23 protein-coding genes are annotated in these 24,172 nt (G+C 63.5%); 11 read left to right on the top strand and 12 right to left on the bottom strand.

The window, feature by feature from the left end; all coding sequences use genetic code 11:
- Window positions 1-76 precede the first annotated feature (76 nt).
- Window positions 77-850, top strand: coding sequence for a gamma-glutamyl-gamma-aminobutyrate hydrolase family protein (locus ACVWWD_RS10375; RefSeq protein WP_023781714.1), 774 nt, complete (start codon window positions 77-79; stop codon window positions 848-850).
- On the opposite strand, the gene ACVWWD_RS10370 is transcribed toward ACVWWD_RS10375, so the two are convergent.
- From ACVWWD_RS10370 to ACVWWD_RS10350, 5 genes are all read right to left on the bottom strand, one after another.
- Window positions 851-1,255, bottom strand: coding sequence for a hypothetical protein (locus tag ACVWWD_RS10370; protein ID WP_352550062.1), 405 nt, complete (start codon window positions 1,253-1,255; stop codon window positions 851-853).
- Between the two features lie 79 nt (window positions 1,256-1,334).
- Window positions 1,335-2,318 (bottom strand): 2-hydroxyacid dehydrogenase, encoded by a 984-nt coding sequence (locus tag ACVWWD_RS10365; protein WP_023772403.1) that lies wholly within the window; start codon window positions 2,316-2,318, stop codon window positions 1,335-1,337.
- Window positions 2,315-3,337 carry a LacI family DNA-binding transcriptional regulator gene (locus tag ACVWWD_RS10360; RefSeq protein WP_023772401.1) on the bottom strand — a complete coding sequence of 341 codons (1,023 nt, stop codon included), beginning with the start codon at window positions 3,335-3,337 and terminating at the stop codon, window positions 2,315-2,317. Before ACVWWD_RS10360 ends, ACVWWD_RS10365 begins: the two co-directional genes overlap by 4 nt.
- A 66-nt stretch (window positions 3,338-3,403) precedes the next feature.
- On the bottom strand, window positions 3,404-4,288 hold the full coding sequence (locus ACVWWD_RS10355; RefSeq protein ID WP_352550034.1) for a DMT family transporter: 885 nt from the start codon (window positions 4,286-4,288) through the stop codon (window positions 3,404-3,406).
- Window positions 4,289-4,480: 192 nt separating this feature from the next.
- Window positions 4,481-4,888 carry a DUF2000 family protein gene (locus ACVWWD_RS10350; RefSeq protein WP_023781717.1) on the bottom strand — a complete coding sequence of 136 codons (408 nt, stop codon included), beginning with the start codon at window positions 4,886-4,888 and terminating at the stop codon, window positions 4,481-4,483.
- A 52-nt stretch (window positions 4,889-4,940) separates the two neighbouring features.
- On the opposite strand from ACVWWD_RS10350, the gene ACVWWD_RS10345 reads away from it, so the two are divergent.
- Window positions 4,941-5,810: an AraC family transcriptional regulator gene (locus ACVWWD_RS10345; protein ID WP_352550035.1), complete on the top strand. Its 870-nt coding sequence runs from the start codon at window positions 4,941-4,943 to the stop codon at window positions 5,808-5,810.
- A 12-nt stretch (window positions 5,811-5,822) separates the two neighbouring features.
- Here the strand turns inward: ACVWWD_RS10345 and ACVWWD_RS10340 are convergent, their stop codons facing one another.
- A complete protein-coding gene (locus tag ACVWWD_RS10340; protein ID WP_352550036.1) occupies window positions 5,823-6,293 on the bottom strand; it encodes a MarR family winged helix-turn-helix transcriptional regulator in 471 nt (156 codons plus the stop codon).
- Between the two features lie 421 nt (window positions 6,294-6,714).
- Between ACVWWD_RS10340 and ACVWWD_RS10335 the strand changes: the two genes are divergently transcribed.
- Both ACVWWD_RS10335 and ACVWWD_RS10330 read left to right on the top strand, forming a co-directional pair.
- Window positions 6,715-7,770 carry a CobW family GTP-binding protein gene (locus ACVWWD_RS10335; RefSeq protein WP_352550037.1) on the top strand — a complete coding sequence of 352 codons (1,056 nt, stop codon included), beginning with the start codon at window positions 6,715-6,717 and terminating at the stop codon, window positions 7,768-7,770.
- 512 nt (window positions 7,771-8,282) lie between these two features.
- Entirely contained in the window at window positions 8,283-9,257 is a 975-nt protein-coding gene (locus ACVWWD_RS10330) for a WD40 repeat domain-containing protein (protein WP_352550038.1), read from the top strand.
- 13 nt (window positions 9,258-9,270) lie between these two features.
- Here the strand turns inward: ACVWWD_RS10330 and ACVWWD_RS10325 are convergent, their stop codons facing one another.
- The gene (locus tag ACVWWD_RS10325) at window positions 9,271-9,723 is read right to left on the bottom strand and encodes a hypothetical protein (protein WP_023772392.1); all 453 of its coding nucleotides are present in this window, start codon (window positions 9,721-9,723) and stop codon (window positions 9,271-9,273) included.
- Between the two features lie 157 nt (window positions 9,724-9,880).
- On the opposite strand from ACVWWD_RS10325, the gene ACVWWD_RS10320 reads away from it, so the two are divergent.
- The 4 genes from ACVWWD_RS10320 (at window position 9,881) to ACVWWD_RS10305 (ending at window position 15,470) form a co-directional block, all read left to right on the top strand.
- A complete protein-coding gene (locus ACVWWD_RS10320) occupies window positions 9,881-11,260 on the top strand; it encodes an aspartate aminotransferase family protein (RefSeq protein WP_352550039.1) in 1,380 nt (459 codons plus the stop codon).
- Window positions 11,261-11,291: 31 nt separating this feature from the next.
- On the top strand, window positions 11,292-12,677 hold the full coding sequence (locus ACVWWD_RS10315) for a glutamine synthetase family protein (protein WP_352550040.1): 1,386 nt from the start codon (window positions 11,292-11,294) through the stop codon (window positions 12,675-12,677).
- 85 nt (window positions 12,678-12,762) lie between these two features.
- Complete coding sequence (locus tag ACVWWD_RS10310; protein WP_352550041.1) at window positions 12,763-13,998, top strand: putative DNA modification/repair radical SAM protein; 1,236 nt, start codon at window positions 12,763-12,765, stop codon at window positions 13,996-13,998.
- A gap of 2 nt (window positions 13,999-14,000) precedes the next feature.
- Window positions 14,001-15,470 (top strand): UdgX family uracil-DNA binding protein, encoded by a 1,470-nt coding sequence (locus ACVWWD_RS10305; RefSeq protein ID WP_352550042.1) that lies wholly within the window; start codon window positions 14,001-14,003, stop codon window positions 15,468-15,470.
- Window positions 15,471-15,479: 9 nt separating this feature from the next.
- Here the strand turns inward: ACVWWD_RS10305 and ACVWWD_RS10300 are convergent, their stop codons facing one another.
- The 4 genes from ACVWWD_RS10300 to ACVWWD_RS10285 all read right to left on the bottom strand — a co-directional run bounded on the left by ACVWWD_RS10300 (window position 15,480) and on the right by ACVWWD_RS10285 (window position 19,855).
- Window positions 15,480-16,745, bottom strand: a complete 1,266-nt coding sequence (locus tag ACVWWD_RS10300) for a glycerate kinase type-2 family protein (protein WP_352550043.1) — start codon at window positions 16,743-16,745, stop codon at window positions 15,480-15,482.
- On the bottom strand, window positions 16,742-17,245 hold the full coding sequence (locus ACVWWD_RS10295; protein ID WP_023772387.1) for a heme-degrading domain-containing protein: 504 nt from the start codon (window positions 17,243-17,245) through the stop codon (window positions 16,742-16,744). The genes ACVWWD_RS10300 and ACVWWD_RS10295 overlap by 4 nt, the downstream gene beginning before the upstream one ends.
- A 76-nt stretch (window positions 17,246-17,321) precedes the next feature.
- The gene (gene guaD, locus ACVWWD_RS10290; protein ID WP_352550044.1) at window positions 17,322-18,635 is read right to left on the bottom strand and encodes a guanine deaminase; all 1,314 of its coding nucleotides are present in this window, start codon (window positions 18,633-18,635) and stop codon (window positions 17,322-17,324) included.
- Between the two features lie 2 nt (window positions 18,636-18,637).
- On the bottom strand, window positions 18,638-19,855 hold the full coding sequence (locus ACVWWD_RS10285) for a urate hydroxylase PuuD (protein ID WP_352550045.1): 1,218 nt from the start codon (window positions 19,853-19,855) through the stop codon (window positions 18,638-18,640).
- A 132-nt stretch (window positions 19,856-19,987) separates the two neighbouring features.
- On the opposite strand from ACVWWD_RS10285, the gene ACVWWD_RS10280 reads away from it, so the two are divergent.
- The 3 genes from ACVWWD_RS10280 to ACVWWD_RS10270 all read left to right on the top strand — a co-directional run bounded on the left by ACVWWD_RS10280 (window position 19,988) and on the right by ACVWWD_RS10270 (window position 23,234).
- Window positions 19,988-20,908, top strand: a complete 921-nt coding sequence (locus ACVWWD_RS10280) for a LysR family transcriptional regulator (protein ID WP_023772384.1) — start codon at window positions 19,988-19,990, stop codon at window positions 20,906-20,908.
- A gap of 101 nt (window positions 20,909-21,009) precedes the next feature.
- Window positions 21,010-21,990: an LLM class flavin-dependent oxidoreductase gene (locus ACVWWD_RS10275; protein WP_457103054.1), complete on the top strand. Its 981-nt coding sequence runs from the start codon at window positions 21,010-21,012 to the stop codon at window positions 21,988-21,990.
- Complete coding sequence (locus ACVWWD_RS10270) at window positions 21,987-23,234, top strand: LLM class flavin-dependent oxidoreductase (protein WP_352550047.1); 1,248 nt, start codon at window positions 21,987-21,989, stop codon at window positions 23,232-23,234. Before ACVWWD_RS10275 ends, ACVWWD_RS10270 begins: the two co-directional genes overlap by 4 nt.
- Here the strand turns inward: ACVWWD_RS10270 and xdhC are convergent.
- Window positions 23,231-24,139, bottom strand: a complete 909-nt coding sequence (gene xdhC / locus ACVWWD_RS10265; RefSeq protein WP_457103053.1) for a xanthine dehydrogenase accessory protein XdhC — start codon at window positions 24,137-24,139, stop codon at window positions 23,231-23,233. The two genes, ACVWWD_RS10270 and xdhC, sit on opposite strands and share 4 nt — an antisense overlap.
- Between the last annotated feature and the right edge of the window lie 33 nt (window positions 24,140-24,172).

Here is a 24,172-nt window from a genome sequence, read left to right as displayed (position 1 = left end):
CTTGGCTGGAAAAACACCATGGGATCGCTTATTTTAAAGGCAGGACATCCCTTGCCAGATGGAAGACAGACACAAAATGCAGCAGCCGCTCGTCGCCATATCGACCGACGTCCGTCAATTCGACAACTACACCTGGCATGCCGCCCCCCAACAATATCTGGAAGCAGCAATCGTAGGTGCCGGCGTTTTCCCACTGCTCGTGCCCTCGTTCGGCGACCGGCTGGACTTCGACGAGCTTCTGTCGTCGGTCGACGGCGTCATGCTGACGGGCTCGAAGTCCAACGTCGACCCCTCGCTCTATGGCGGCGATCCCAGCGAAGCGAACGGGCCCTATGACACCGCGCGCGACTCCACGACCCTGCCGCTGATCCGCAAGGCGATCGAGCGCGGCGTGCCGCTGCTTGCCATCTGCCGCGGCATCCAGGAATTGAACGTGGCGCTCGGCGGCACACTGGGCACCGAGATCCAGGAGCGCGAGGGGTCGCTGGACCACCGTGCGGCGGTGAGCGACAAACAGGATGAGCGCTTCGCCATCCACCAGACCATTTCGATCAAGCCAGGCAGTTGCCTGGCCGGCGTGTTCGGCGCCGGCGACATCAAGGTCAATTCCTTGCATCGCCAGGCGATCGACCGGCTGGGATCGAAGCTCGAGATCGAGGCTGTCGCGACCGACGGCACGGTCGAAGCGGTTTCGGTCAAGGGTGCCCGCGCCTTCGCCGTCGGCGTCCAGTGGCATCCCGAATACTGGGTCAAGTCGGACAGCAATTCCGCCAAGATTTTTCGCGCTTTCGGCGACGCGGTGCGCCTGCATGCCGCCGCGAAAGCCGGCGCACGGGCGGCGGCGGAGTAGTCAGTCTCGGTGTTTCAAGCCACCGCCTGATGCCAGCGACAGCAACGGTAGGACCGGCGCGTAGGATTCGTAGCCATCGCCATCAGCCACGGCAAAGGTGACGATCGGATCGATGCCGTTGGCGCTGAATGCGACGGTTCCGTCGCTTTGCTCGCGCCAGAATTTCGCCCGCTCGAGGCCCGGCAGGAGCCGTCGGCAATTCGGCGCCACCGTCAGCAGCGACAGGCCATCCGAGACCGTGGCGCCGCGCGTGATCGCGCAGGCGCCCTCATCGCCATTGGCGACCAGCCTGTAGGTATTTGAAGGGGTGGCCTCATTCGCAGCGCTTGCCCCGCTGCCGTCATGAAGCAATTGAATGCCGCCCAATAGCGCGGCGGCGGCGATCAAGGCGGAAAGCGTTTTCATCATTCTTCATCCGGCACACAGGATGAATAATGATTTCAGAGGGTTAATCCGACGTTGATAATTATGGCAGCGCCACCGCTCAAGGGCGAGCCTTCACATGCGCCGTCTCCGGCACTGGTGTCAGCGGCCTGCGGTCGCTGAACCACGACACCAGATTGTCGACGCACAGATCGGCCATGGCGCGGCGTGTGTGCTCAGAGGCCGAGCCGACATGCGGCAACAGAGAGGCGTTTGGTAAGTCGAGCAACGCCTTGGGGACATTTGGCTCGTCGGCGAAGACATCGAGGCCTGCGGCGGCGATGGTGCCGTCGGCGAGAGCGGCCGCAAGCGCCGCCTCGTCAACGGTGCTGCCGCGGCCGATGTTGACGAAGACGCCGTTCGCGCCGAGCGCCGACAGGATCTCGGCATTGACCGCTTTCTGTGTCGAAGCACCGCCAGGCGCCACCGAAATCAGCGTGTCGACTGCCTCGGCCAAGCCCTTCAGCGTGTCATGGTACTGGAAGGACAAGCCTTCGACCCGGCGTCGGTTGTGATAAGCGATCGGCAGGCCGAAGGCCTCCAGCCGCCTGGCAATGGCCTGCCCGATGCGGCCCATGCCGAAAATACCGACGCGGCGCGCGCGCAAGGTCAGCCGGCTCAGCGGATAGTTGCCCTTCTTCGCCCAGCTGCCGTCACGCAACCAGGTCTCGGCACGCGGCAGGTCGCGCACCGTGTTGATCAGCAGCCCGATGGCGGTGTCGGCGACCTCTTCGGTCAGGACGTCGGGTGTGTTGGTGACCATGATGTTCTTCGCCCGGGCATGGCCGACATCGACCGAATCATAGCCGACGCCGAAAGAGGCGATGAGTTCTAGGTTCGGTAATGCATCCATCATCGCCGCACCAATCCCGGCAAACGAAGCGATGCCACGCACCGTGCGGCGCATCTCCTCGGTGACCAGCGCCGGATCGGCGCGCTCGATGCCGACGCGCCTGAATGTCCGCTCGATCCGCCCGACGGCGTGATCGTTGAAATCCGCCGGCACCAGAATGGCAACGGCTTCCAATTGTTCGGCCTTGGTCATGCACGCTCCACCGGCTTGCCGGTCGACTGGCGCACGTGCAGTTCCGGCTTGATCAATTCTTGCGAGGGCCGCACCGTCTGTCCGTTGAGCTTGTCGAGCAGCGCGCTCGCGGCGCGGCGGCCGACCTCGCGCTGGCCATTCCAGACGGTGGTCAGCGCCGGCGTGGCGATAGCCGCCTCCTCGAGGTCATCATAGCCGGTAACGGAGATGTCGACGCCCGGCACAAGGCCGGCACGCGCAATGCCGTTCATCAGGCCGATGGCGACGAGGTCGTTCCAGCAGCAAGCGGCGGTCGGTCTGTCCTTCAGCGCCAGAAACTGCCCAGCGGCCTCGAAGCCAGCCTGCTTGGTGCGCGGGCCCGATATGCGCCAGGACGGTCTGACCTCCAGCCCGGCCGCCTCCATGGCGTTGACATAGCCCTGGTAGCGATCGCGGCCGGTCGAGGTCTGGTCGGTGCCGCCGATCATGGCGATGCGCTTGTGGCCGAGCGAGATCAGATGATTGGTGGCGAGGCCCGTGCCATAGGCATCGTCGCCGCGAAACACCGGTACGTCGGCCCCCTCGACGGTGCGTGCGATCAGCACCGCCGGCAGCCCATTCTCCTCGGCCATGACGATATCGGACGCCGGCGTGCCGATGGCCGGCGACATGATGACGCCATCGGCGCCGAGCTGCAGCAATGTATCGATGAAGGTGCGCTGCTTTTCGAGCTGATCGTAGTGATTGGACAGGATGAAGGTCTGCCGGCTGCGGTCGAGCTCACTCTCGATCGAGCGCAGAATCTCGGCGAAGAACGGGTTCATGATGTCATGGACGACGACACCGACAATGCCCGAGCGCGAAGTGCGCAGGCTGGCGGCGCGGCGGTTGTAGATATAGCCGATGGCGCGCGCATGTTCCTTGATGCGGTCGCGTGTCGAGCCGGCAACCAGCGGGCTGTCGCGCAGTGCCAAGGACACGGTGGCCGTGGACACGCCGAGCGCATCCGCGATCGTCGACAGCTTGATCTTCTGTGCCAGCCTTCCGCTCCCCGTCGCCTTTTTAAACTGTTTAAGGGCGGCCTTATGCCATCGATCCGGGCCAAATCAAAGTTTTTTTGCCAGCGCCTCGGCCTCCACATCCGAAGCCGCGCGGCTGCGCAGCCTGAGCCGATGTTCGCGATGGACGATGTAGAGGCCGCTGGCGACGATGATGGCGGCGCCGACCAACGTCCAGCGGTCGGGGAACTGCTTGAAGACAAGCCAGCCCGAAATGATCATCCACACCATTTGCGAATAGGGATATGGCGCGAGCGCCGTGGTGGTCGCCAGCCGATAGGCCTGGACCAGCAGCCAGTGGCCGACACCGCCGAACACGCCAAGCATGAGCAGCACGAACCAGTGCCAGCCATCATGCGGCAGCGAAAAAGAAAACGGCAGCAGGGGCAACAGCAGGACCGTCGGCGCCAGGGCCGAGAACAGGATCAGGCTCTCGGGAGTCTCGTTCGCCGACATGCGGCGCGTCATGATGACATAGAAGCAGTTCGATAGCATCGAGCCGAGCGCGAAGAGATGTCCGATGCCGAAAACGCCGACACCGGGCCGCGTGATGATCAGGACCCCGGCGAAAGCGGCCAGGATCGCCAGCCAGCGCCGCCAGCCGGCCCATTCGCCGAGCAGCGGTCCGGCAAGGGCGGTGATCACCATCGGCCCGAAGAAATAGATGGACGTCGTCTCGGCCAGTTGCAGGGAGCGCAGCGCCACGACATTGAACATGGTCGAGCCGAACAGGAATGCGCCGCGCATCACATGCGCCGGCAGGTTGACCGGTCGAAATCGCATCGGTTCGCGCCAGCCACGCAGCAGCGCTCCAACGAGCACGACATGCACGGCAAAGCGTACCCAGGCGACGATCAGGACGGAGACGCCGGCCAGGACGAGATATTTGCTGCTGGTGTCGAGGAAGGTGAAGAAGACATAGGTGGTCAGCATGCACAGGATCGCCACCGGGGGCGTCGCGCTTTCGACATATCTTTGGGAAGGATTCACGTGCAGGCCGGGGAAAAGCTGGGCTGGACCCCAACTTTGCGGGAATTGCGGCTTGCCCGCAAGCCAATTGTCGCCCGCAGCCGCGCCTAAGCTCGCTGGTACAACAACAGCCGCCGCCAGGCTTAGCTCCGGGCGCTACGTATGCATGCGGGCGCCCTTGGTTATCTTGTCGACCACCTTCTTCTCGGCTCGCAGCGCCATGCCGACCACCTTGGCATCTTCGGGCGCGAATTCGGCAAAGACGGCGCGGTTGGCTGCATCGAAGCCGGTCGAGAACATCTCCTCGACATAGAGCGAGGTGGTGACGCCGCGTTCCAGCGCACGCCGATGGATCGCACTCATCGTTGCCTGGTCGGCCGAGAGCACGATGACCGGCTGGATCGACAAGGGATTGTAGAGGTTGCCTGCGCGATCGCGATAGGGTTCGCCGATGATGTCGGGGGATTGCGCGACGATGCCGCTGGTCAGGAAGGCGGTGACGTTGAGTTTCTGCCAGACGGCCAGGTCTTGCCGCAGCACGATTGCAAATTTCGTATCGAACATGAGAAAGTGAGCCATTCAAAGTTAGGCCCCTGTAGCGGGGCTGAAGGAGACGATGTCGTTCGATCTAGACCGCCAGGCCTTCGAGGGTCTTGGACGTTTGTGCGCCGATGCCGCTGAAAACTGCATCATCTCCGCTCCCGATCCCGCGGGGATGGAACGCATCGAGGCGCGGTTTCACGGCAGCGCCTTCGATCCGCACCGCCACGACACCTACGCGATCGGGGTGACGCTGCGCGGCGTGCAGACCTTCCGCTATCGCGGCGCGGCACGGCTGAGCCTGCCCGGCCAGGTCATCGTGCTGCATCCGGACGAGTTGCACGATGGCGGCGCGGGCACGGAAGAAGGCCTGCGCTACAGGATGCTCTATCTGGAGCCGTCACTGATGCTCGGCTGTCTCGGCGGCACGGCGTTGCCCTTCGTCAGGGAGGGCGTGGTGACGGACGAGGCCTTCTGCGCGACGCTGCTGTCGGCGCTCGGGCCATTGGAGCAGGAACTCGACGAGCTGTTCGTCGACGACTTCCTGGCGCGGCTGATGCAAAGTCTGAACCGGCATGCCGGCAAGCCGGCAAAGCCAATAGCCGAGACGGCGTGGCGAGCGGCGACGCTGGCGGGTGAGTATCTCACGGAAAACCTCGACCGGCCGGTGCGTTCGGGTGAGTTGGAAGCCGTCACGGGTCTCGACCGCTATGCCCTGTCGAGACATTTCCGCGCGGCCTTCTCGACCAGCCCGCATCGCTTCCTGGTAATGCGCCGGCTTCAGCGCGCGCGCAGGATGATCGCCGCCGGCGCGCCCCTGGCACAGATCGCGATGGAGGCCGGCTTCAGCGACCAGAGCCACTTCAACAGGCAATTCAAGAAAGCGTTCGGCATGACGCCGGGCCGTTGGTCGTCCTTGATCCACGGAAATGCCGTGGCAGCCTGACGGCCGGAGAGATCAGTCGTCCGACTCGGCGTCGTCGTCGATCAGCACCAGCTCCTCGTTGGAGAGGTTGGCCTCGATGCGGGCGAGCAGCTTGAACAGCGCCTTCTGGTCCTTCTTGTCGAGGCCCCTGAGCGCCTGCTTCTCTGTCTTCTTCACTGACTTCTCAATGGCGCGGATGGTTTCACGGCCGGTATCGGTGAGGAAGATATGGGCCTGGCGGGCATCGGAGTCCGACGCGCGTTTCTCCAGAAAACCCTGTGCCTGCAGCCGGTTGATGGTCTTGGTGATGGTCGGCGGACGCACGCCGAGGCGACCGGCGAGATTGCCCGGCGTCTGGCCGTCCTCACGGTCCAGCGCCAGCATGATCTGGTCCTGGCCGGCGTAAAAGCCATGCGCCAGGAGCCGTGCCGCCAGGGCGGTCCTTGCCAGCCTTGCCGCTGAATGCAGCCGGCTCATCGTTGCAGTCTTGTCCGCCTTGGCCATGGTCATCCCTCTTCGGCCGGGCCGGTGCGCACAGCATAGACGCAGCCGGCCGGTTGGCAATCGACGATCGAAAAAGATTCCGGCATCCGAAACAGCTTTGCCGGCAAGCATTCGCGGCGTCCGCCGTGGTGATGCCAGATGTTTATTTCAGTTAGATGACAAACGACTTTCGCGTGAAGGGAATTCGGAGCGACCACTGCGTGAATGCGATTTGCCGACCGGGCAGCTCTCGCACCAGGCCCTTGCTCTTCCACGCGGGAGCGGCGGCGGCTTTCCGCGGCCATGATGTCGGGACGATCCCGGTCGGCAGCTTTGGCCCATGGTTTTGCCCCGTGCAAAAGCCCGGCGCACATCCTATATGGAACCGACAATCCCTTTTTCGCGGCCTGAATTTCAGGGCCTAGTCATTTCGAGGCAAGCCATGAGCGAAGCGCAGACACAGATCCCCGTAACCGTCCTCACCGGCTATCTCGGCGCCGGCAAGACGACGCTGCTCAACCGCATCCTGTCGGAAAACCACGGCAGGCGTTACGCCGTCATTGTCAACGAATTCGGCGAGATCGGCATCGACAACGACCTGATCGTGGAATCCGACGAGGAGATCTACGAGATGAACAATGGCTGCGTCTGTTGCACGGTGCGCGGCGACCTGATCCGCGTCGTCGAGGGCTTGATGCGGCGGCCCGGCCGCTTCGACGCCATCGTCGTCGAGACCACCGGGCTGGCCGATCCGGTGCCGGTGGCGCAGACCTTCTTCATGGACGACGACGTGCGCTCCAAGACCAAGCTCGATGCCGTGGTGGCCCTGGTCGACGCCAAGCACCTGCCGCTCAGGCTCAAGGATTCCAAGGAAGCCGAGGACCAGATCGCCTTCGCCGACGTCGTCGTGCTCAACAAGACCGACCTCGTCACCCCGGAAGAACTCGCCAAGGTCGAGGCGACGATCCGCGCGATCAACCCGGCCGCCAAGATTCACCGCACGACGCGCGCCGGGGTGGCGCTGTCGGAAGTGCTCGACCGTGGCGCCTTCGACCTGTCCAGGGCGCTGGAGAACGATCCGCATTTCCTCGAAGCGCATGATGAACATGATCACCATGATCATGATCATCACGACCATGATCATCACGACCACGATGGGCACGACCACCACCATCACACTCATCCGTCCGACATCCATGACGTGACGGTGCAGTCGGTGTCGCTGCGCGGCGGCGAGATGGACCCGAAGAAATTCTTCCCGTGGATCGAGAAGGTCACCCAGATGGAAGGCCCCAACATCCTGCGGCTGAAAGGCATCATCGCGCTCAAGGGCGATGACGAGCGCTATGTCATCCAGGGCGTGCACATGATCATCGAGGGCGACCACCAGCGCGCCTGGAAGGACGGCGAAAAGCACGAAAGCCGGCTGGTCTTCATCGGCCGCGAGCTCGACGCCGAACGGCTGAAGAAGAGTTTTGACGCCTGCCAGGCGGCTTGATTGTTTGGCAGAGGACCGGGTGATGCCCTAATCCGTGGTTAGCAAGATCGGACATGAGCCTCAGGTCGCGATCAGTACGTCCGAATTGGTGAGAGCATCCACATCGGATTTCGCGCTTATCTTAGATTTGGTCTAACACCCTCCAGAGCCGAATGCGACGTTGCTTAGGGCGGTCACGGCGGTACCAAGTCCTTTGTAGCGACAATTTCCAACGGCCGGCCGCCGCCCCTCATCCGCCTGCCGGCACCTTCTCCCCGTATAGTGACGGGGAGAAGGGGACTGGCCGCAGGGCCGATGCCTATTCTGCAGCGCTGGCGATAGGCGAACCCATCCGCGACAGCGTCTTTCTCCACGTCACTATACGGGGAGAAATGTCCGGCAGGACAATGAGGGCAGCGCCATAATTGGCGATTGGAGACAGCCTATTGTTCCGACTTCGCGACCTCATAGTTGCCGGACGTGCAAACGTCGAGTAAGCCGCCCTCTGCACTTTCATTGAACAAAGATAGCCCATGCCCACAGTTGCCCCGCTTGATCTCGAAGGCCATTGCGTCGCCGCCGTCTTCCTTGGCCACGTGCCGCATTTTGCGCTGGCTGACGGTGCTGTCCATCGGCTCGACAATGGCCACAAGACGGTGCAGGCCAATGACGGGCTGCTTGCCGCCTTCCATGACGCGGCCAATGACCGGCTGATCACCGGTGGCGAGGACGGCAAGGTCTTTGCCGTGAAAGCCGGCGGCGAGACCCAAGAGGTGGCGAACGCCGGGAAAAAATGGATCACCAGCGTCGCCGCCGGGCCGCAAGGCGCCATCGCGTATGCCACGGGCAAGACCGCCTTCGTGCGCTTCACCGACGGCAAGACCAGGGAATTTGCGCATCCGCGCTCGGTCGAGGGGCTGGCCTTCTCGCCCAAGGGCATGCGCTTCGGCGTCGCCCGTTACAATGGCGCGACGCTGCATTTCCCCGCCGCCGAGGGCAAGCCGGTGGAGCTGGAATGGGCGGGCGCGCACACCGGCATCACCTTCTCGCCGGACGGCGCCTTTCTGGTCACCACCATGCAGGAAAACGCCTTGCATGGCTGGAAGCTGGTCGACGGCAAGCACATGCGCATGAGCGGCTATCCCGGCAAGGTCAAAAGCCTGTCATGGAGCGTGAAAGGCAAGTGGCTGGCCAGTTCGGGCGCGCCGGCGGCGATCGTCTGGCCGTTTTCGGGCAAGGACGGCCCGATGGGCAAGGCGCCGCTGGAACTTGGCACGCGCGGCAATGCCATGGTGACGGCGGTCGCCTGCCATCCGAGCCAGGACGTCGTCGCAGTCGGTTACGACGACGGCATGGTGATGGCCGTGCGCTTTTCCGACGCCAAGGAGGTGCTTTTGCGGCGACCAGGCAAGGGCGCCATCACCGCGATGATGTGGGACAGGGAAGAACGCCGCGTCGCCTTCGGCAGCGCCGCCGGCGATTGCGGCGTCATCGACATCACGGCCTAGCCGGGATGGCCGATCACTCGGCGCCGCAGGAGACCTTGCCGGTCAGATCGATGGGCTTGCCATCGCTGTTCTTGTCGGCCGTGCTGTCATAGACAGCGAGCTTGTAATCCCCGTCATAGACGCCCTCGTCACTGGCCCTGGTCAGGACCGTCAATTCGACCGAACTGTAGGTCTTGGCGACCTCCTGCTCGTGGTAGATGTTCAGCCGCAGTTCCTTGTCGTCGAGCCAGTACTGGGTGAGGTTGGCATCCTCGAACACCGTCTTGTGCAATGGATCGCCGGCGGGCCTCGCCTTGATTTCGAGGTCGCCGCGGAAATTGAACGTCGGGCCGCCCATGCCCGTGGTGACGCCGGCATCGACCTGGAATTTGGCCTGCGGATCATCGACGGTGCACCAGATACCGCCGGTCGCGAACGCCGTGCCGGCCGACAGAAAGAGCATCGTCACGCAGATCATCGTCCGCATTCTTCCCCCCGCTCGTCGTTACCCACAGCATTGGCGCCGACTTCGCCAGCGGGGTCAAGCGCCGCCGCTGGCGGCTGAGCCAATGCAGAAAGGACGCACGGCCAATTGCCGTTGCCGAGGTGGATTAGCTAAGAGCAACGAGCCAGAGGGATTTTTCATGCACGGCAGCGACAGTTCAAAGACCATCGGCGGAATCAGCCCCGACCGCATCGCGCAATTGCGCGAGACGGAAGGGGCAGCCTTCCGCGAGGCGCGGCCGAGATCGCAAGCCAAGATCGGCAACGGCCTGCCCGGCTTCTTCGGCGGCGTGCCGATGCACTGGATGAATGATTGGCCGACACCGTTTCCGATCCTGGTCGACAGCGCCCGAGGCGCCACGATCACCGACATGGACGGCAACAAGCTCGACGATTTCTGCCTCGGCGACACCGGTTCGATGTTCGGCCACTCGCCTCCGCCGGTGGCGCGCGCCATTCGCCGCCAGGCCGGGCGCGGCCTGACCTATATGCTGCCTTCCGAGGATGCGCTGGCCATCGGGCCGCTGCTGCAGCAGCGCTTCGGCCTGCCGTTCTGGCAGATCGCGACCACGGCGACCGACGCCAATCGCTTTGCGCTGCGCGTCGCCCGCGCCGTTACCTCCAGGGAAAAGATCCTGGTCTTCAACGGCTGCTATCACGGCTCGGTGGACGAGACGATGGTGCGGCTGATCGACGGCAAGCCCGTCAACCGGCCGGGACTGGCGGGGGAATTCCGCGACCTGACCCGCACGGCCAAGGTCATCGAGTTCAACGATGTCGCCGCTCTCGAGGCCGCATTGAAGGACAGGGACGTCGCCTGTGTCATCGCCGAACCGGTGCTGACCAATTCCTGCATGGTGCTGGCCGACCCCGGCTACCATGAGGCGCTGCGAAAGCTGACACGTGAAGCCGGCACCCTGCTCTTGATCGACGAGACGCATACGATCTCGACCGGCCCCGGCGGTTACACCGGTAAATATGGGCTGGAGCCCGACTTGTTCGTGCTGGGCAAGCCGATTGCCGGCGGCGTGCCGGCGAGCGTCTGGGGCATGAGCGAGGAGGTCGCCTCGCGCTATGTCGACTACAACAGGACGAAAGAGCCGGGATATTCCGGCATGGGCACGACGCTGTCGGCCAACCCGCTGCAGTTCGCCGCCATGCGCGCCACGCTCGAGGAGGTGATGACGCAAGAGAATTACGACCGCATGGATCATCTGGCGCGGCGGCTCGATGCCGGACTGACCGGCGTGATCGATCGTTACAATCTGCCCTGGCATGTCTCCCGCGTCGGGGCACGCGTCGAGTTCATCTGCGCGCCCGGCCCGCTGCGCAATGGTGCCGAGGCGGAAGTTGCGCATGCGCCGGAACTGGAGGCTGCCATCCATGTCGCGCTGGTCAATCGCGGCGTGCTGATCGCACCGTTCCACAACATGATGCTGATCTCGCCGGCAACGTCAGACACCCAGGTCAACCGCCTGATCACCGCGTTTGGCGCGGTTGCGGCAAAGCTTGCGGCGTGAGACAAGCGCTCAAGCCAATCCGAGTGCGATCATGACCTCACCTTCGGGCTCGACGCCCACCGAGGCGCAAGCCTTCCTCGACGCCCATCCCGAGATCGAGGCCTTCGATATCGTGCTGACCGACGCCAATGGTGTGGGGCGCGGCAAGATCGTGCGCCGGCATGAGCTGAAAAGCATTTTCGAGGGCGGGCGGCATATGCCGATCTCGATTCTGGGCCTCGACATCACCGGCGAGGATGTACACGAAACCGGGCTGATCTGGGACAGCGGCGACGGCGATCTGAGGGCCTGGCCGATTCCGGGCACGCTGGTGCCGCTTTACGGCACGAAGCCACCGCGCGGCCAACTGCTGATGACGATGTACCATCTCGACGGCCAGCCAATGTCTTCGGACCCGCGGCTGGCGCTGGCCCGGCAGGTCGACATATTGGCCGCCAAGGGGCTCTATCCCGCTGGTGCCTTCGAACTCGAGTTTTTTCTGCTGGCCAATGAGCGCGATGCCGACGGCAAGGTGCAGCCGGCGCGCGCGGTGCTCGATGGACGCGTCTCGGGCAAGACCGAAGTTTATTCAGTCGACCATCTGCACGGCATGGAGCCGTTGTTCTCAGACATCTACGCCGCCGCCAAGGCGCAAGGCATTCCTGCCGAGACGGTGATTTCCGAATATGCGCCCGGCCAGTACGAACTGACGCTGAATTACCGCAAGAACGTGATGCGGGCGGCCGACGATCTGGTCATGCTGAAGCGGCTGGTGCGGGCGCAGGCGCGCCGCCATGGTGTTACCGCCTGCTTCATGGCCAAGCCGATCGAGGAATATGCCGGTTCGGGTATGCATTTCCATGTCTCGCTGCAGGACAAGGTCGGCCAAAACGTCTTTGCGGAAGCCGCCGGCGAGAGCTGGTCGCTGCCTCTGCTGCGTGGCCTCGGTGGGCTGATCCAGACAATGGCGGAATCAATGTTGGTGTTTGCGCCGCATGCCAATTCCTGGCGGCGCTTCGTCTCGCAATCCTATGCGCCGGTGGCCCCGAGCTGGGGCGTCAACAACCGCTCGGTGGCGTTGCGCGTGCCAGCGGGCGATGCGAAGAACCGGCGCATCGAGCATCGTCCATCAGGTGTCGACGCCAATCCGTATCTGATTGCCGCGACGGTGCTTGCCGGCATCGTCAAAGGCCTCGACGAAGGGCTCGATCCTGGCCCCGAAACGACCGGCAATGGCTATGAAGCGGCCGTCACCCGCACGACCATGCCGGCCGATTGGCGGGCCGCCATCGAAGCGGCCAGGGCGTCGAGCTTCCTGAAGGGCGCGCTCGGGGATGACCTGCACCGCACCTTTGTGGCGATCAAGCAGTCCGAGTACCTGCGCGTGGCGCGCACAGTGAACGAGCTGGACTATCATCTCTATCTGCACGAGGTCTGATGCCTGAGACCGGCGGCGATCACTTTTTTCGCCGTCACCATCAAAAGATATGGCGCACTGGCCTTCCAGAACATATCATGAACGGATGAGCGCACTCCCTGTTCGTGAGAAACTGGCGATACTGTCCGACGCCGCCAAATACGACGCCTCCTGCGCCTCATCGGGCGCGGCGAAAAAGGATTCTTTGAAATCCGGCGGCATCGGCTCCACCGAAGGCATGGGCATCTGCCATTCCTACGCGCCGGACGGCCGCTGCATTTCGCTGTTGAAAATCCTGCTTACCAATTTCTGCATCTACGACTGCAGCTATTGCATCAACCGCTCGTCCTCGAATGTCCGGCGCGCCCGCTTCGGCATCGACGAGGTGGTGAAGCTGACCATGGATTTCTACCGGCGCAACTATATCGAAGGACTTTTCCTGTCCTCGGGCGTCATCCGTTCGCCTGACGAAACCATGGGCGAGATGGTCGAGGTGGCGCGGCGGCTGCGGCTGGAAGAAAAATTCTCCGGCTATATCCATCTCAAAACCATCCCCGAGAGTTCGGCGGAGCTGATCGAGAAGGCCGGGCTCTATGCCGACCGCTTGTCGATCAATGTCGAATTGCCCACCGACGAGGGCGTGAAGAAACTGGCGCCGGAGAAGAGGCCGGAGACAATCCGGCTTTCGATGGCCAATTTGCGTCGGAAAATGGAGGAGAAAGCCGAGCCGACATTGCGGACCAAAAAACGCGAACGATTCGCGCCGGGCGGCCAGTCGACGCAGATGATCATCGGCGCGGACAAGACCACCGACGACGGCATCCTGCATACTAGCGCCCGGCTTTATGGCAGCTACCATTTGCGGCGCGTCTATTACTCGGCCTTCAGTCCGATCCCCGATTCCTCGTCATCGCTGCCGTTGCGGAAGCCGCCGTTGATGCGCGAACACCGGCTCTACCAGGCCGATTGGCTGATGCGCTTCTACGGATTTTCGCAGCCTGAAATTTTGGCCGGCAGCAGCGATGGCATGCTTGATCTCGCTATCGATCCGAAACTTGCCTGGGCGCTGCGCAACCGGGGACGCTTCCCCGTCGACGTAAACCGCGCCGACCGCGAAGCGCTGCTGCGCGTGCCTGGCCTGGGAACCAAGGTTGTCGCGAAAATTCTCGAAACCCGCCGCTACCGGCGATTGCGGCTCGAGGATGTCGGCCGGCTCTGCCATTCGATCGCCAAGCTCAGGCCCTTCATCATCGCCGAAGGCTGGTCGCCCGGCGCGCTCACGGACAAGGCCGCACTGCGCGGCAAGATCGTGCAATCCTGCGAACAACTAGCGCTGTTTTGACGATGCGGCCGGCCGAATTCGACCTCACCCGCCACACCGTCTGGCTTGAAAGCCAGACCGATTTCGCCGGCTGGCGCGACGCGGCTCGGCGGCTGGCGTTAAATGAGGTCAGACCCGAGGACGTCAGCTGGCGTGTCGTAGCCGGTCTCGACCGGCCGCCAAGCGACTTGCCTGACGTGCCGCAAGGCGCTGAGCTCATTGTGCCGCGCGATTTCATCGGCCACGCCGAGACCGCCTTCTGCCATTCCGATCCCGGACGTTTCGCCTTTCTCTACAGGCTGCTGTGGCGGTTGCGCATCGAGCCCAAATTGCTGGCGATCGCATCGGATCCCGACACCAAACGGCTTGAAACCATGGAAAAGGCGGTGCGGCGCGACAGCCACAAAATGCATGCCTTCGTCCGCTTCCGGAAGATCGGCGTCGGCGAGGATGAGCGCTATGTCGCCTGGTTCGAACCCGACCATTTCATCGTCGAGCGCAATGCGGATTTCTTCGTCAGGCGTTTTACCGGCATGCGCTGGACGATCCTGACGCCTTACGCGTCCGCCGATTGGGATGGCGAGAGGCTGGCGATCGGGCCCGGCGCGGCCAAGGGGGATGCGCCAGACAAGGACGATACCGAGACGCTGTGGAGGACTTATTTCGAGAACATCTTCAATCCGGCACGCCTCAAGGTGAAGGCCATGCAAAAGGAGATGCCGAAAAAATATTGGCGGAACCTTCCCGAGGCCTCGCTCATTCCTGACTTGATCGCGGGAGCGGACAAGGCCGCCAGGGATATGATTGCGAAGATACCGACGACGCCCGCGCCGCACCACGCCAAAGTGCAGGCGAGGCACTGGCCGAAGCATCAACCAGCCGAAACGCCTGATGACGGTGACGCGCACACGGTTTCCGAATTGCGCGAGGCCGCCAAGGGATGCCGCCGCTGTCCGCTTTGGCGCGATGCGACGCAGACCGTATTCGGCGAGGGGCCTGACAACGCCAAGGTGATTTTCGTCGGCGAACAGCCGGGCGACCAGGAAGACCTCGCCGGCCAGCCGTTCGTCGGCCCGGCGGGCAAGGTCTTTGATGCCATATTGGACGATGCCGGGGTCGACCGGCTGAAAGTCTACGTGACCAACGCGGTCAAGCATTTCAAATTCGAACCGCGCGGAAAACGCCGAATCCACTCCAAGCCGAATGTCGGCGAGGTCCAAGCCTGCTGCTGGTGGCTCGACCACGAGTTTGAACTGATCAAGCCGAACCTCGCGGTGGCGCTCGGCGCCACGGCGGCACTATCCCTGCTTGGCAAGGCGATCCCGGTGACCAAGATGCGGGGCCAGGTGATCGAACGCGAGGATGGCTTGCGTGTCTTTCTCACCATCCACCCCTCCTTCATCCTGCGCATTCGGGATCACGCCGACAAAGAAGCCGAACGCGAGCGGTTTTTGCAGGACATGAAGCAGGTAAAGAAGCTCATGGCAGCTTGATTTACCGGTTTAGCGAACGAGAATTGCTCGGAGATCATTCACGTTCGTGCCGGTCGGGCCGGGCACGAAGAGATCGCCGACGGCATTGAAGGCCGTCCATGCGTTGTTGCCGGCCAGCATCGCCTTGGCATCCACACCTGCCGCGCGCATGCGCGAAACGCTCGAACCATCGGCGAAGGCGCCGGCATTGTTTTCCGAACCGTCGATGCCGTCGGTATCTGCGGCAAGGGCGTGAATGCCTTCGACGCCGTTGATGCCGATGGCGAAGGCAAGCAGGAATTCCGAGTTGCGGCCACCCTTGCCTTTGGCCCGCAAAGTCACGGTGGTCTCCCCGCCCGAGAGGACCAGAACCGGCTTTTGGAAGGGCCGGTTGCGCGTCGCCACTTCGCGGGCGATTGCCGCGTGGACGCCGCCGACCTCGCGTGCTTCGCCTTCGATGGCATCGGAAAGAATGACGGCTTCGATGCCTTGCCGCCTTGCTTCCACCGCTGCCGCTTCCAGCGACACGCCGGCTGATGCGATCAGATGCACCTCGTTGCGCGCAAAGCGCTGATCGTCAGGATCGGGTGCGTCAGCCGCCGGCGACTGGATATGCGCCATGACCACGTCCGGCAGCTTCATGCCATAGGCTGTTATCGAAGCCAGGGCATTCTCACGGCCGCCAACATCGGGAACGGTTGGGCCGGACGCCACAAGGGCCGGATTGTCGCCGGGTATGTCGGAGACCACCAACGATACCACCTTGGCCGGCCAGGCCGCCGCAGCCAGCCGGCCGCCTTTGATGGTGGAGAGGTGCTTTCGGATGGTATTCATCGCCGCGATCGGCGCGCCGGAGGCGAGCAGCGCCTCGTTGACGGCGATCTCGTCGGCCAGTGTCAGGCCGGCGGCCGGCGACGGCAGCAGCGCCGAACCGCCGCCGGAAATCAGCGCCACGACCAGATCGTCCGCTGTCAGCTCTTGCACTTTTTCCAGCAGGCGCCGCGAGGCCTCGAGCCCGGCGGCGTCCGGCACCGGGTGCGCGGCTTCGATGATCTCGATGCGCTCGCATTCGGCGCCATAGCCGTAGCGGGTGACGACCAGGCCCTCGATCGTGCCCCCCCAGACCTTCTCGAACGCCGCCGCCATCTGCGCCGAGCCCTTGCCGGCACCGATGACGATGGTGCGGCCCTTCGGCTTTGCCGGCAAATGATGCCTGATGGTTCTCTCGGGATCGGCGGCCGCGACCGCCGCGTTGAAGATATCGGTGAGAAAGGACTTGGGATCGAGCACGGTCATTCGGCCTCTGAAGGCAATGCCAGCCCGAGCCTATCGATGTCCAGGTGATCGCACAGCGCATCGACCACTACGCCATGATCCTGCCGCTCCGGCAGGCCGGACACCGCGATCACACCGATGACACCGGCGCCCTTGACCGTGACCGGGAAGCCGCCGCCGGCCAGCACATAGTCAGCAATATCCAGCCCCTCGCCGATCTTGAAGGTGCGGTCGGGGCGCTGCTGCTCCAGCACCAGCCGGTAAGTGCTTCCGAGATAGCGCTTCACGACATTGATCTTGCGCCGCGCCCAGTCGGGGTTGGAAGCATTCGAACCAGGCATCGCCGCATAGAACAGGGGCCGGTCCCATAGCCTGATATCGACTATGATCGGCAGGTTCTCGGCTGTTGCACGACCACGGATGGCCGAACCGATCTCGAAGGCGACAGCCTCGTCGAAGGCCGTGAAGACAAGCGTCTCTTCCTGTCTCTTGATCAGAGCGATGTCGTCAGCAACGGCCATGTCGTTCCCCTGTCAACTTCGCCGCACGCTTTGACCGATGGCTGCCGCCGGGTCAAGCAGGGAACACGCCGCTGCGCTAAATTGCGATGTCGCTCTTGGCAGGCCGCCCCGCGACATACACCTCGCGCACGGCGCGGTCGTCTCCAAGCGTCTGCAGCAGGAACAGTTCCTGCGCCAGCGTCTCGACCGTTTCCATCCTAAGCCGCATCGCTGGCGTCGCCCTGGCATCGAGCACGACGATGTCCGCATCGGTGCCATCCTCCAGCGTCCCGATCCTGTCCACTACCGACAGCGCCTCGGCGTTGCCGCGCGTGATCTGCCAGAAGGACTGGAACGGGTTGAGCTTCTCGCCATTGAGTGCGATGACCTTGTAGCCCTCGTCCATGGTACGCAGCATCGAATAGTTGGTGCCGCCGCCGACATCGGTGGCGGCCGCGATGCGCAATGGTTTGTCGCGGCGGCGAAAGCGCTGATAGTCGAACAGGCCGGAGCCGAGGAACAGGTTGGAGGTCGGGCAGAATACCGCCACCGAACCGCTGTCCGACAGCGCGTCCGCCTCACGCTCCGACAAATGGATGCAATGGCCGAACAGGCTCTTTTTGCCAAGCAGCCCGTAATGTTCGTAAACATCGGTGTAGTCGCGCGACCCGGGGTAGAGCTGTTGCGTGAAGGCGATCTCGGCGTGGTTTTCCGACAGATGCGTCTGCATGTGCAGGTCGGGATGTTCGCGGCACAGCGCGCCGGCCATCTCCATCTGCTCCGGTGAGGAGGTGATGGCGAAGCGTGGCGTGATGGCATAAAGCTGGCGGCCCTTGCCGTGCCACTCGGCGATCAGCGCCTTGGTATCGTCATAGCCGGATTGCGGCGTGTCGAGCGCGCCTTCGGGCGCATTGCGGTCCATCATTACCTTGCCAGCGATGTTGAGCATGTCGCGCGCGTGCGACTCGGCGAAGAAGGCTTCCGCCGACGCCTTGTGCACCGAACAGTAGGCGGCGACCGTCGTGGTGCCATGGCGTACCGTCTCATCAAGGAACAGGCGCGCGACCCGGCGGCCATGCTGCGCGTTGGCGAATTTTGTTTCCTCGGGAAAGGTGTAGGTGTTCAGCCAGTCGAGCAGTTCGGCGCCATAGGAAGCGATGATCTGCATCTGCGGGAAATGCACATGGGCATCGATGAAGCCCGGCAGCAGCAGATGCGGCCGGTGATCGATCTTTTTTGTCCACTCGTCCGCCTGTTTCTCGACATCGGGGTAGGCGCCCGATGCAACGATCCTGCCGTGGGTTATCAGCAGGCCGCCATCTTCCTCGTAGCGCCAGGCGGAGTGGTCGTCGATGGTTTGCGGCCAGCGCACGAAGGACAGCGTGCGGCCGCGCAGAAGTGTCGAAGTCATGCTTATTTCCCCGCGCCTTCGAACCAGGCGACCAGCAGCGCCCGCTCCTTGTCGGTGATCTCTGTGACATTGGCGGGCGGCATGGCGTGGCTGCGGCCGGCCTGAAGGTAGATCTCGCGGGCATGATCGGCAATGCCCGCGTCCGTATCCAGCATCACCCCCTTGGGCGCGTGGTAGATACCCTCGTAGACCGGCTCCGCGGCATGGCACATCGAGCAGCGGCCAAGCACGGTGTCGCGCACCGCCGGGAAATGCGCCGAGGCGATATAGACTTGCGCCGAGGCGGAGGCCTTGGGTTCACCGGTCAGCACCTTCGGCACGGTCGACAGCCAGATGATGATGAGGAACAGGACAAGGGCGCCCAGCCAGGTCCAGTGCGGGTTGCCGGCACGTTTGTGCACGCTGTTGAAATAGTGGCGGATCAAGACACCGATGATGAACACCAGCGAAGCGATGACCCAGTTGAACTGCGTTCCGAAAGCCAGCGGATAGTGGTTCGACAGCATCAGGAACAGCACGGGCAGCGTCAGATAGTTGTTGTGGAGCGACCGCTGCTTGGCGATCTTGCCGTACTTCGGATCCGGCTTGCGTCCTGCGATGAGGTCGGCGACGACGATCTTCTGGTTCGGAATGATGATCATGAAGACATTGGCCGACATGATCGTCGCGGTAATGGCGCCAAGATGCAGGAAGGCGGCGCGGCCGGTGAACAGATGCGTCAGCCCCCAGGCTATGAACACCAGCACGCAATAGAGCACCAGCATCAGGCCGGTATCGCTTTTGCGGAGCGGCGAGCGGCACAGGAGATCATAGACCACCCAGCCGACGCCGATCGTCGCCATCGACAGCAGGATGCCTATTGGCACCGACATCGGCAGCACATTGGGATCGATCAGGAACAGGTCGGCTCCGGCGTAATAAACCACGCACAGCATGGCGAAACCTGACAGCCAGGTGGCGTAGGATTCCCACTTGAACCAGGTCAGATGCTCGGGCATCTCGGCCGGCGCCACCAGATATTTCTGGATGTGATAGAAGCCACCGCCATGCACCTGCCATTCCTCGCCGAAGGCGCCGACGGGCATGCCTGGTCGCTGGCGCAGGCCCAGATCGAGCGCGACGAAATAGAAGGACGAGCCGATCCAGGCTATGCCGGTGACGACGTGCAGCCAGCGCACGGCGAAGCTCAGCCAATCCCAGAAAATCGCGAAATCCATCATTGAAGTCGTCCCTGCCGATGACGCGACTTTAAGGTGTGGCGCGTAAACGGAAAGAGGCGAGGTGTGCGATGACTTTCAAAAAAAATTGGAAAATACTAGGCTGATCGCCGCAAACCGGCCAAGGTGCTCCGCATGGCCTATCTCGACAACATCGCCGTCTTCGTCCGCGTCGTCGAGCTCGGCAATCTGTCGGCGGCCGGGCGCGACATGCGCATTTCGCCGGCGGTCGCCTCCAATCGTATCAAGGAACTGGAGAAGCATCTCGGCGTCCGGCTGTTCAACCGCACGACGCGGCAGTTGATGCCGACCGAACACGGCACCGTGTTCTACTCGGGCGCCAAGCAGGTTCTCGAGGCGATCACCGAAGCGGAGGCGGCTGTCTCGGCGCTGTCGGGCCAGCCGCGCGGCACCATCAAGGTGACGGCGCCGCTCGGGCTCGGGCGCCGGCTGGTGGCCTCGGGCATTCCCGATTTTCACGACAAATACCCTGATATCGAGGTGCGGCTCAGGCTCTCGGACCACAATGTCGACATCATGAAAGAAGGCATCGACGTCGCCTTCCGGCTCGGCATCATCGAGGACTCCAGCCTTCGGATGCGCGGCATCATGGAATGCGAACGTGTGCTGGTCGCCGCACCCAAATATCTTGAGGCGCGCGGCGAGCCCATGGATCCGCAGGAATTGATCGCCAGAAAACATGACTGCCTGATGCTGCGCTATTCCGGCGCACGCGAATATGTCTGGACCTTGCAAACGCCGGCCGGCCAGCAAAAATTCGAAGTGCACGGGCCCTACGACACCGATGACGGCGACGTGCTGACCGGTTGGGCTCTGTCGGGACGCGGTATCATCAACAAGCCGCGCTTCGAGGTCGAGCCGTTCATCCGCGACCGGCGGCTGAAGGTCATTCTCGCCAGCACTCCGCCTACGCCGGTGCAATTCGCCGCCGTATATCCGCACAAGAAGCTGCAGGACCCCAAGGTGCGCCTGCTGCTCGACTTCATGGCGGAGCGCTGCCAGCGGCTGATCAAGGACATCCTGGCCGGCAAGTGACGGGCTCCTGGCCCATCGCATCCGGTTGCCTTGCCCGAAAGCCGGCCTAGGTTGGAGCCGGATGGCTGTGCGATGTCGCTGGCAGCCAGATAGGCCGCAAGATGCATCTCGCCGTTTCGCTCGACATTGCTTCCGCCACAGGGCGGGCCGGACTGCCATTCGGTGAGATAGAAGCCTTCGTGCGGAAGGCGGAGACGGCTGGTATCGAGATGGTCATGATCTCGGATTCCTTGCCGGACGGCGAGCGGTCGACCAGCCCGTTCGAAGCAACCACCCTCGTCGCCGCGCTGGCGACCGTGACCGAAAAGATCGGCCTTGTCGCCGCGGCTTCGACCGTTGCTCACCAGCCGTACAATCTGGCGCGCCGTTTTGCTTCGCTTGACATCATCAGCCATGGCCGCGCCGGCTGGAATGCGACCATGACGCAAGCGCCAGACGAAGCGGACAATTTCAGCCGACCGGAAGAGTTCTCCGATGACGATTTTCGCCGCCGCGCCGAGGAATATATCGCCGTCGTCCGGCGCTTGTGGAACGGCTGGGATTCGGACGCGCTCCTGTTCGACAAGAGCGGCGGCCGCTTCCACGACCCCGAAAAGATGCACCTGCTCGACCACAAGGGCGAATTCTTTTCCGTGCGCGGCCCGCTGAACGTCGCGCGCTCGCCGCAGCACACGCCGGTGCTGGTGCTGTCCGGCCTGTCGGAGGCCGACTTCGACATCGCCGCCCGCACCGCGGACGTCATCGTATGCGACGAATGGCCGGCGGCAGAGAGTAAGGCACGCTATGACGACTTCCGGCGCCGCGTTTCCATGTGCGGGAGCGAACCAGATACCTTGAAGGTGCTGACCTGCATATTGCTTCCCAGCGAAGGCATCACCGGGCTGGCCGACAGGCTGGAGGAACAATTTCGGGCGAAAAGCTGTGATGGGTTCAACATCGTGATGTCACCGGAGCCTGCGGTGCTCGATGATTTCGTCCATCGCGTTTTGCCGGAACTGCGGCGACGCGGCCTGTTTCGAGAGAACCATGTCGGAACAACCCTGCGCGCGCATCTCGGCCTTGCCGGCGGAGGTGACCGATGAGCGCGCGCATGAAGCTCGGCGCCTTCCTGTGGGCGACGGGCCATCACATCGCCGCCTGGCGCCATCCCAAGACGCATGTGACCGCTGGCATCGACATCGATCACTACATCGCACTGGCGCGCACGGCGGAAGCCGCCAAGTTCGACATGATCTTCTGCGAGGACGCCGCCGGCCTGCGCGAAGCCGATGTCGGCATCGCCAGCCAGACGTCGCGCTCGATCGGCTTCGAGCCGATCAGCCTGCTTTCGGCGCTGGCCGTCCAGACCAGCCGCATCGGCCTCGTGTCCACGGCATCGACCAGCTACAACGAGCCTTACGGCCTGGCACGGACCTTCCTGTCGCTCGACCATCTGAGCGGCGGCCGGGCGGGCTGGAATCTGGTCACGTCGGCCAGCCCGATCGAAGCCGCCAATTTCGGTGCGACGGGCCTCAAGCCTCACGCCGACCGCTATGAGCGGGCGCGTGAGTTCGCCGAGGTTGTCACCGGGCTGTGGCACGGCAAGGTGTCTGGCCATGTCGGCCAGAGTTTTTCGGTGCGCGACCCGCTCGACCTGCCGCCTTCGCCACAGGGCGCGCCTGTCATGGTCCAGGCCGGCGCCTCGGATGTCGGCCGTGACCTTGCGGCCCGCACCGCCGACGTGGTGTTCACGGCCGCACAGACTTTCGAAGAGGCGAAGGCCTTCTACGACGACGTCAAGGGGCGCATGGCGGCCCATGGGCGCGAGCCCGACGACATCAAGATCATGCCCGGCGTCGCGCCCGTGGTGGCGGAAACCGAGGCCGAAGCGCGCGAGAAATTCGAGGAATTGCAGGAATTGATCCCGGACGACGTCGGCGTAGCGCTGCTGTCCAGCTATCTCAGCATCTCCGACCTCTGGCGCTATCCGATCGACGGACCGCTGCCCGAACTGCCCGAGAGCGAGGGCATGAAAAGCCGCCAGGCCCTGGTCGTCGAGCAATCGCGCCGCGACGGTCTTAACATTCGCCAGCTTGCGCGGCATTTCGCCGGGGCGCGCGGGCATTGGCGCATCGTCGGGACAGCGACCCAGGTCGCGGACGAGTTGCAGGCGCGGTTCGAAGGCGGTGCCGCCGACGGCTTCAACGTCATGCCGGCTTATTTCCCTGGCGAGCTCGATGCCTTTGCCACGCTGGTGGTGCCGGAACTGCAGCGGCGTGGCCTCTTCCGCAAGGAGTATGAAGGCACCACGCTGCGTGCGCATCTGGGCCTGAAGCGGCCGAGCTAGCCGGCCATCGCCTTGCCCTGCGGAGCGTGATGCCCTGAGTTCGAGGCCACGTTATGAACAATTAGCGCCGTCATGATCTCGGCGGCCGCCAGTGCGGCAATAACGGGCGGGCGCTTGTCCTTTACGGCGTCGCCGCCAATCGGCGAGACGAGCCGGGCAAATTCAGCCTCCGCCCCATCGGCCGATTTCAGGAACCAGTTTCTGAATGTCGCCTTCTTGGTCTTCGAGCCGATCATCCCGACATAGGCCGCGTCACCGCGTTTAAGCGCCTCCGCGACGATCAGGAAATCGAGCGCGTGGTCATGGGTGAGGATGGCGAAGGCGGTGCCGGCCGGGGCGTTGCGCACCTCGGCTTCCGGCATCGGCGTCAGCCGCGTCTCGATGGTTTCCGGCATGCCTTCCAGCGCCTCCGCCCGCGTCTCGATGACGACACAGTGTACGGGAAGAAGCGCTACCGTGGACGCGAGCGCCTGGCCGACATGGCCGCCGCCGAAGATATAGACATGCGGCAGCTGCGCCTCCTCGGCTTCCGCCGCCGCAACCAGTTCGGCGGCCAGCGCCGCATTGACCAGCCGGATCAGCACCTCGACCCGTCCGCCACAGCACTGGCCAATTTCGGGGCCGAGCGGGACGTCAAGCGAGGCGCAGACTTCGTCGGCCTTGATGCGGGACGTGGACCGCAGGCGGTTCGATCCACCCGATGGCGCCACCATCCGCCGCGCCTTGTCGATCGCCATGTATTCGAGCTGACCCCCGCCGATCGTGCCAAAGATCGCCGCCGACGAAACAAGCATGAAGGCGCCCTTCTCGCGCGGCGTCGAGCCTTTGGTACCGGCCACTTCGACCAGGGCAAGTCGCGCGGCGCTGCCGAGAAAGGTTTTCAGGCTTTGCACGTTCGAGTTCATGGTTCACGGTTCCCAGATGCAAAATATAGGCTT

It is taken from the genome of Mesorhizobium sp. URHB0026 (assembly GCF_054059755.1).
This window is presented reverse-complemented; position numbering and strand designations above follow the sequence as displayed.

Coding starts and splice junctions, on each gene's coding strand:
- ACVWWD_RS10355 (WP_352550034.1), bottom strand. CDS start 4,288: ATGCTGACCACCTATGTCTTCTTCACCTTCCTCGACACCAGCAGCAAA.
- ACVWWD_RS10280 (WP_023772384.1), top strand. CDS start 19,988: ATGGCCTATCTCGACAACATCGCCGTCTTCGTCCGCGTCGTCGAGCTC.
- ACVWWD_RS10330 (WP_352550038.1), top strand. CDS start 8,283: ATGCCCACAGTTGCCCCGCTTGATCTCGAAGGCCATTGCGTCGCCGCC.
- ACVWWD_RS10350 (WP_023781717.1), bottom strand. CDS start 4,888: ATGTTCGATACGAAATTTGCAATCGTGCTGCGGCAAGACCTGGCCGTC.
- guaD (WP_352550044.1), bottom strand. CDS start 18,635: ATGACTTCGACACTTCTGCGCGGCCGCACGCTGTCCTTCGTGCGCTGG.
- ACVWWD_RS10315 (WP_352550040.1), top strand. CDS start 11,292: ATGACCTCACCTTCGGGCTCGACGCCCACCGAGGCGCAAGCCTTCCTC.
- ACVWWD_RS10285 (WP_352550045.1), bottom strand. CDS start 19,855: ATGATGGATTTCGCGATTTTCTGGGATTGGCTGAGCTTCGCCGTGCGC.
- ACVWWD_RS10310 (WP_352550041.1), top strand. CDS start 12,763: ATGAGCGCACTCCCTGTTCGTGAGAAACTGGCGATACTGTCCGACGCC.
- ACVWWD_RS10370 (WP_352550062.1), bottom strand. CDS start 1,255: ATGAAAACGCTTTCCGCCTTGATCGCCGCCGCCGCGCTATTGGGCGGC.
- ACVWWD_RS10300 (WP_352550043.1), bottom strand. CDS start 16,745: ATGACCGTGCTCGATCCCAAGTCCTTTCTCACCGATATCTTCAACGCG.
- ACVWWD_RS10325 (WP_023772392.1), bottom strand. CDS start 9,723: ATGCGGACGATGATCTGCGTGACGATGCTCTTTCTGTCGGCCGGCACG.
- ACVWWD_RS10335 (WP_352550037.1), top strand. CDS start 6,715: ATGAGCGAAGCGCAGACACAGATCCCCGTAACCGTCCTCACCGGCTAT.
- ACVWWD_RS10275 (WP_457103054.1), top strand. CDS start 21,010: ATGCATCTCGCCGTTTCGCTCGACATTGCTTCCGCCACAGGGCGGGCC.
- ACVWWD_RS10305 (WP_352550042.1), top strand. CDS start 14,001: ATGCGGCCGGCCGAATTCGACCTCACCCGCCACACCGTCTGGCTTGAA.
- ACVWWD_RS10365 (WP_023772403.1), bottom strand. CDS start 2,318: ATGACCAAGGCCGAACAATTGGAAGCCGTTGCCATTCTGGTGCCGGCG.
- ACVWWD_RS10340 (WP_352550036.1), bottom strand. CDS start 6,293: ATGGCCAAGGCGGACAAGACTGCAACGATGAGCCGGCTGCATTCAGCG.
- xdhC (WP_457103053.1), bottom strand. CDS start 24,139: ATGAACTCGAACGTGCAAAGCCTGAAAACCTTTCTCGGCAGCGCCGCG.
- ACVWWD_RS10375 (WP_023781714.1), top strand. CDS start 77: ATGCAGCAGCCGCTCGTCGCCATATCGACCGACGTCCGTCAATTCGAC.
- ACVWWD_RS10320 (WP_352550039.1), top strand. CDS start 9,881: ATGCACGGCAGCGACAGTTCAAAGACCATCGGCGGAATCAGCCCCGAC.
- ACVWWD_RS10295 (WP_023772387.1), bottom strand. CDS start 17,245: ATGGCCGTTGCTGACGACATCGCTCTGATCAAGAGACAGGAAGAGACG.
- ACVWWD_RS10270 (WP_352550047.1), top strand. CDS start 21,987: ATGAGCGCGCGCATGAAGCTCGGCGCCTTCCTGTGGGCGACGGGCCAT.
- ACVWWD_RS10345 (WP_352550035.1), top strand. CDS start 4,941: ATGTCGTTCGATCTAGACCGCCAGGCCTTCGAGGGTCTTGGACGTTTG.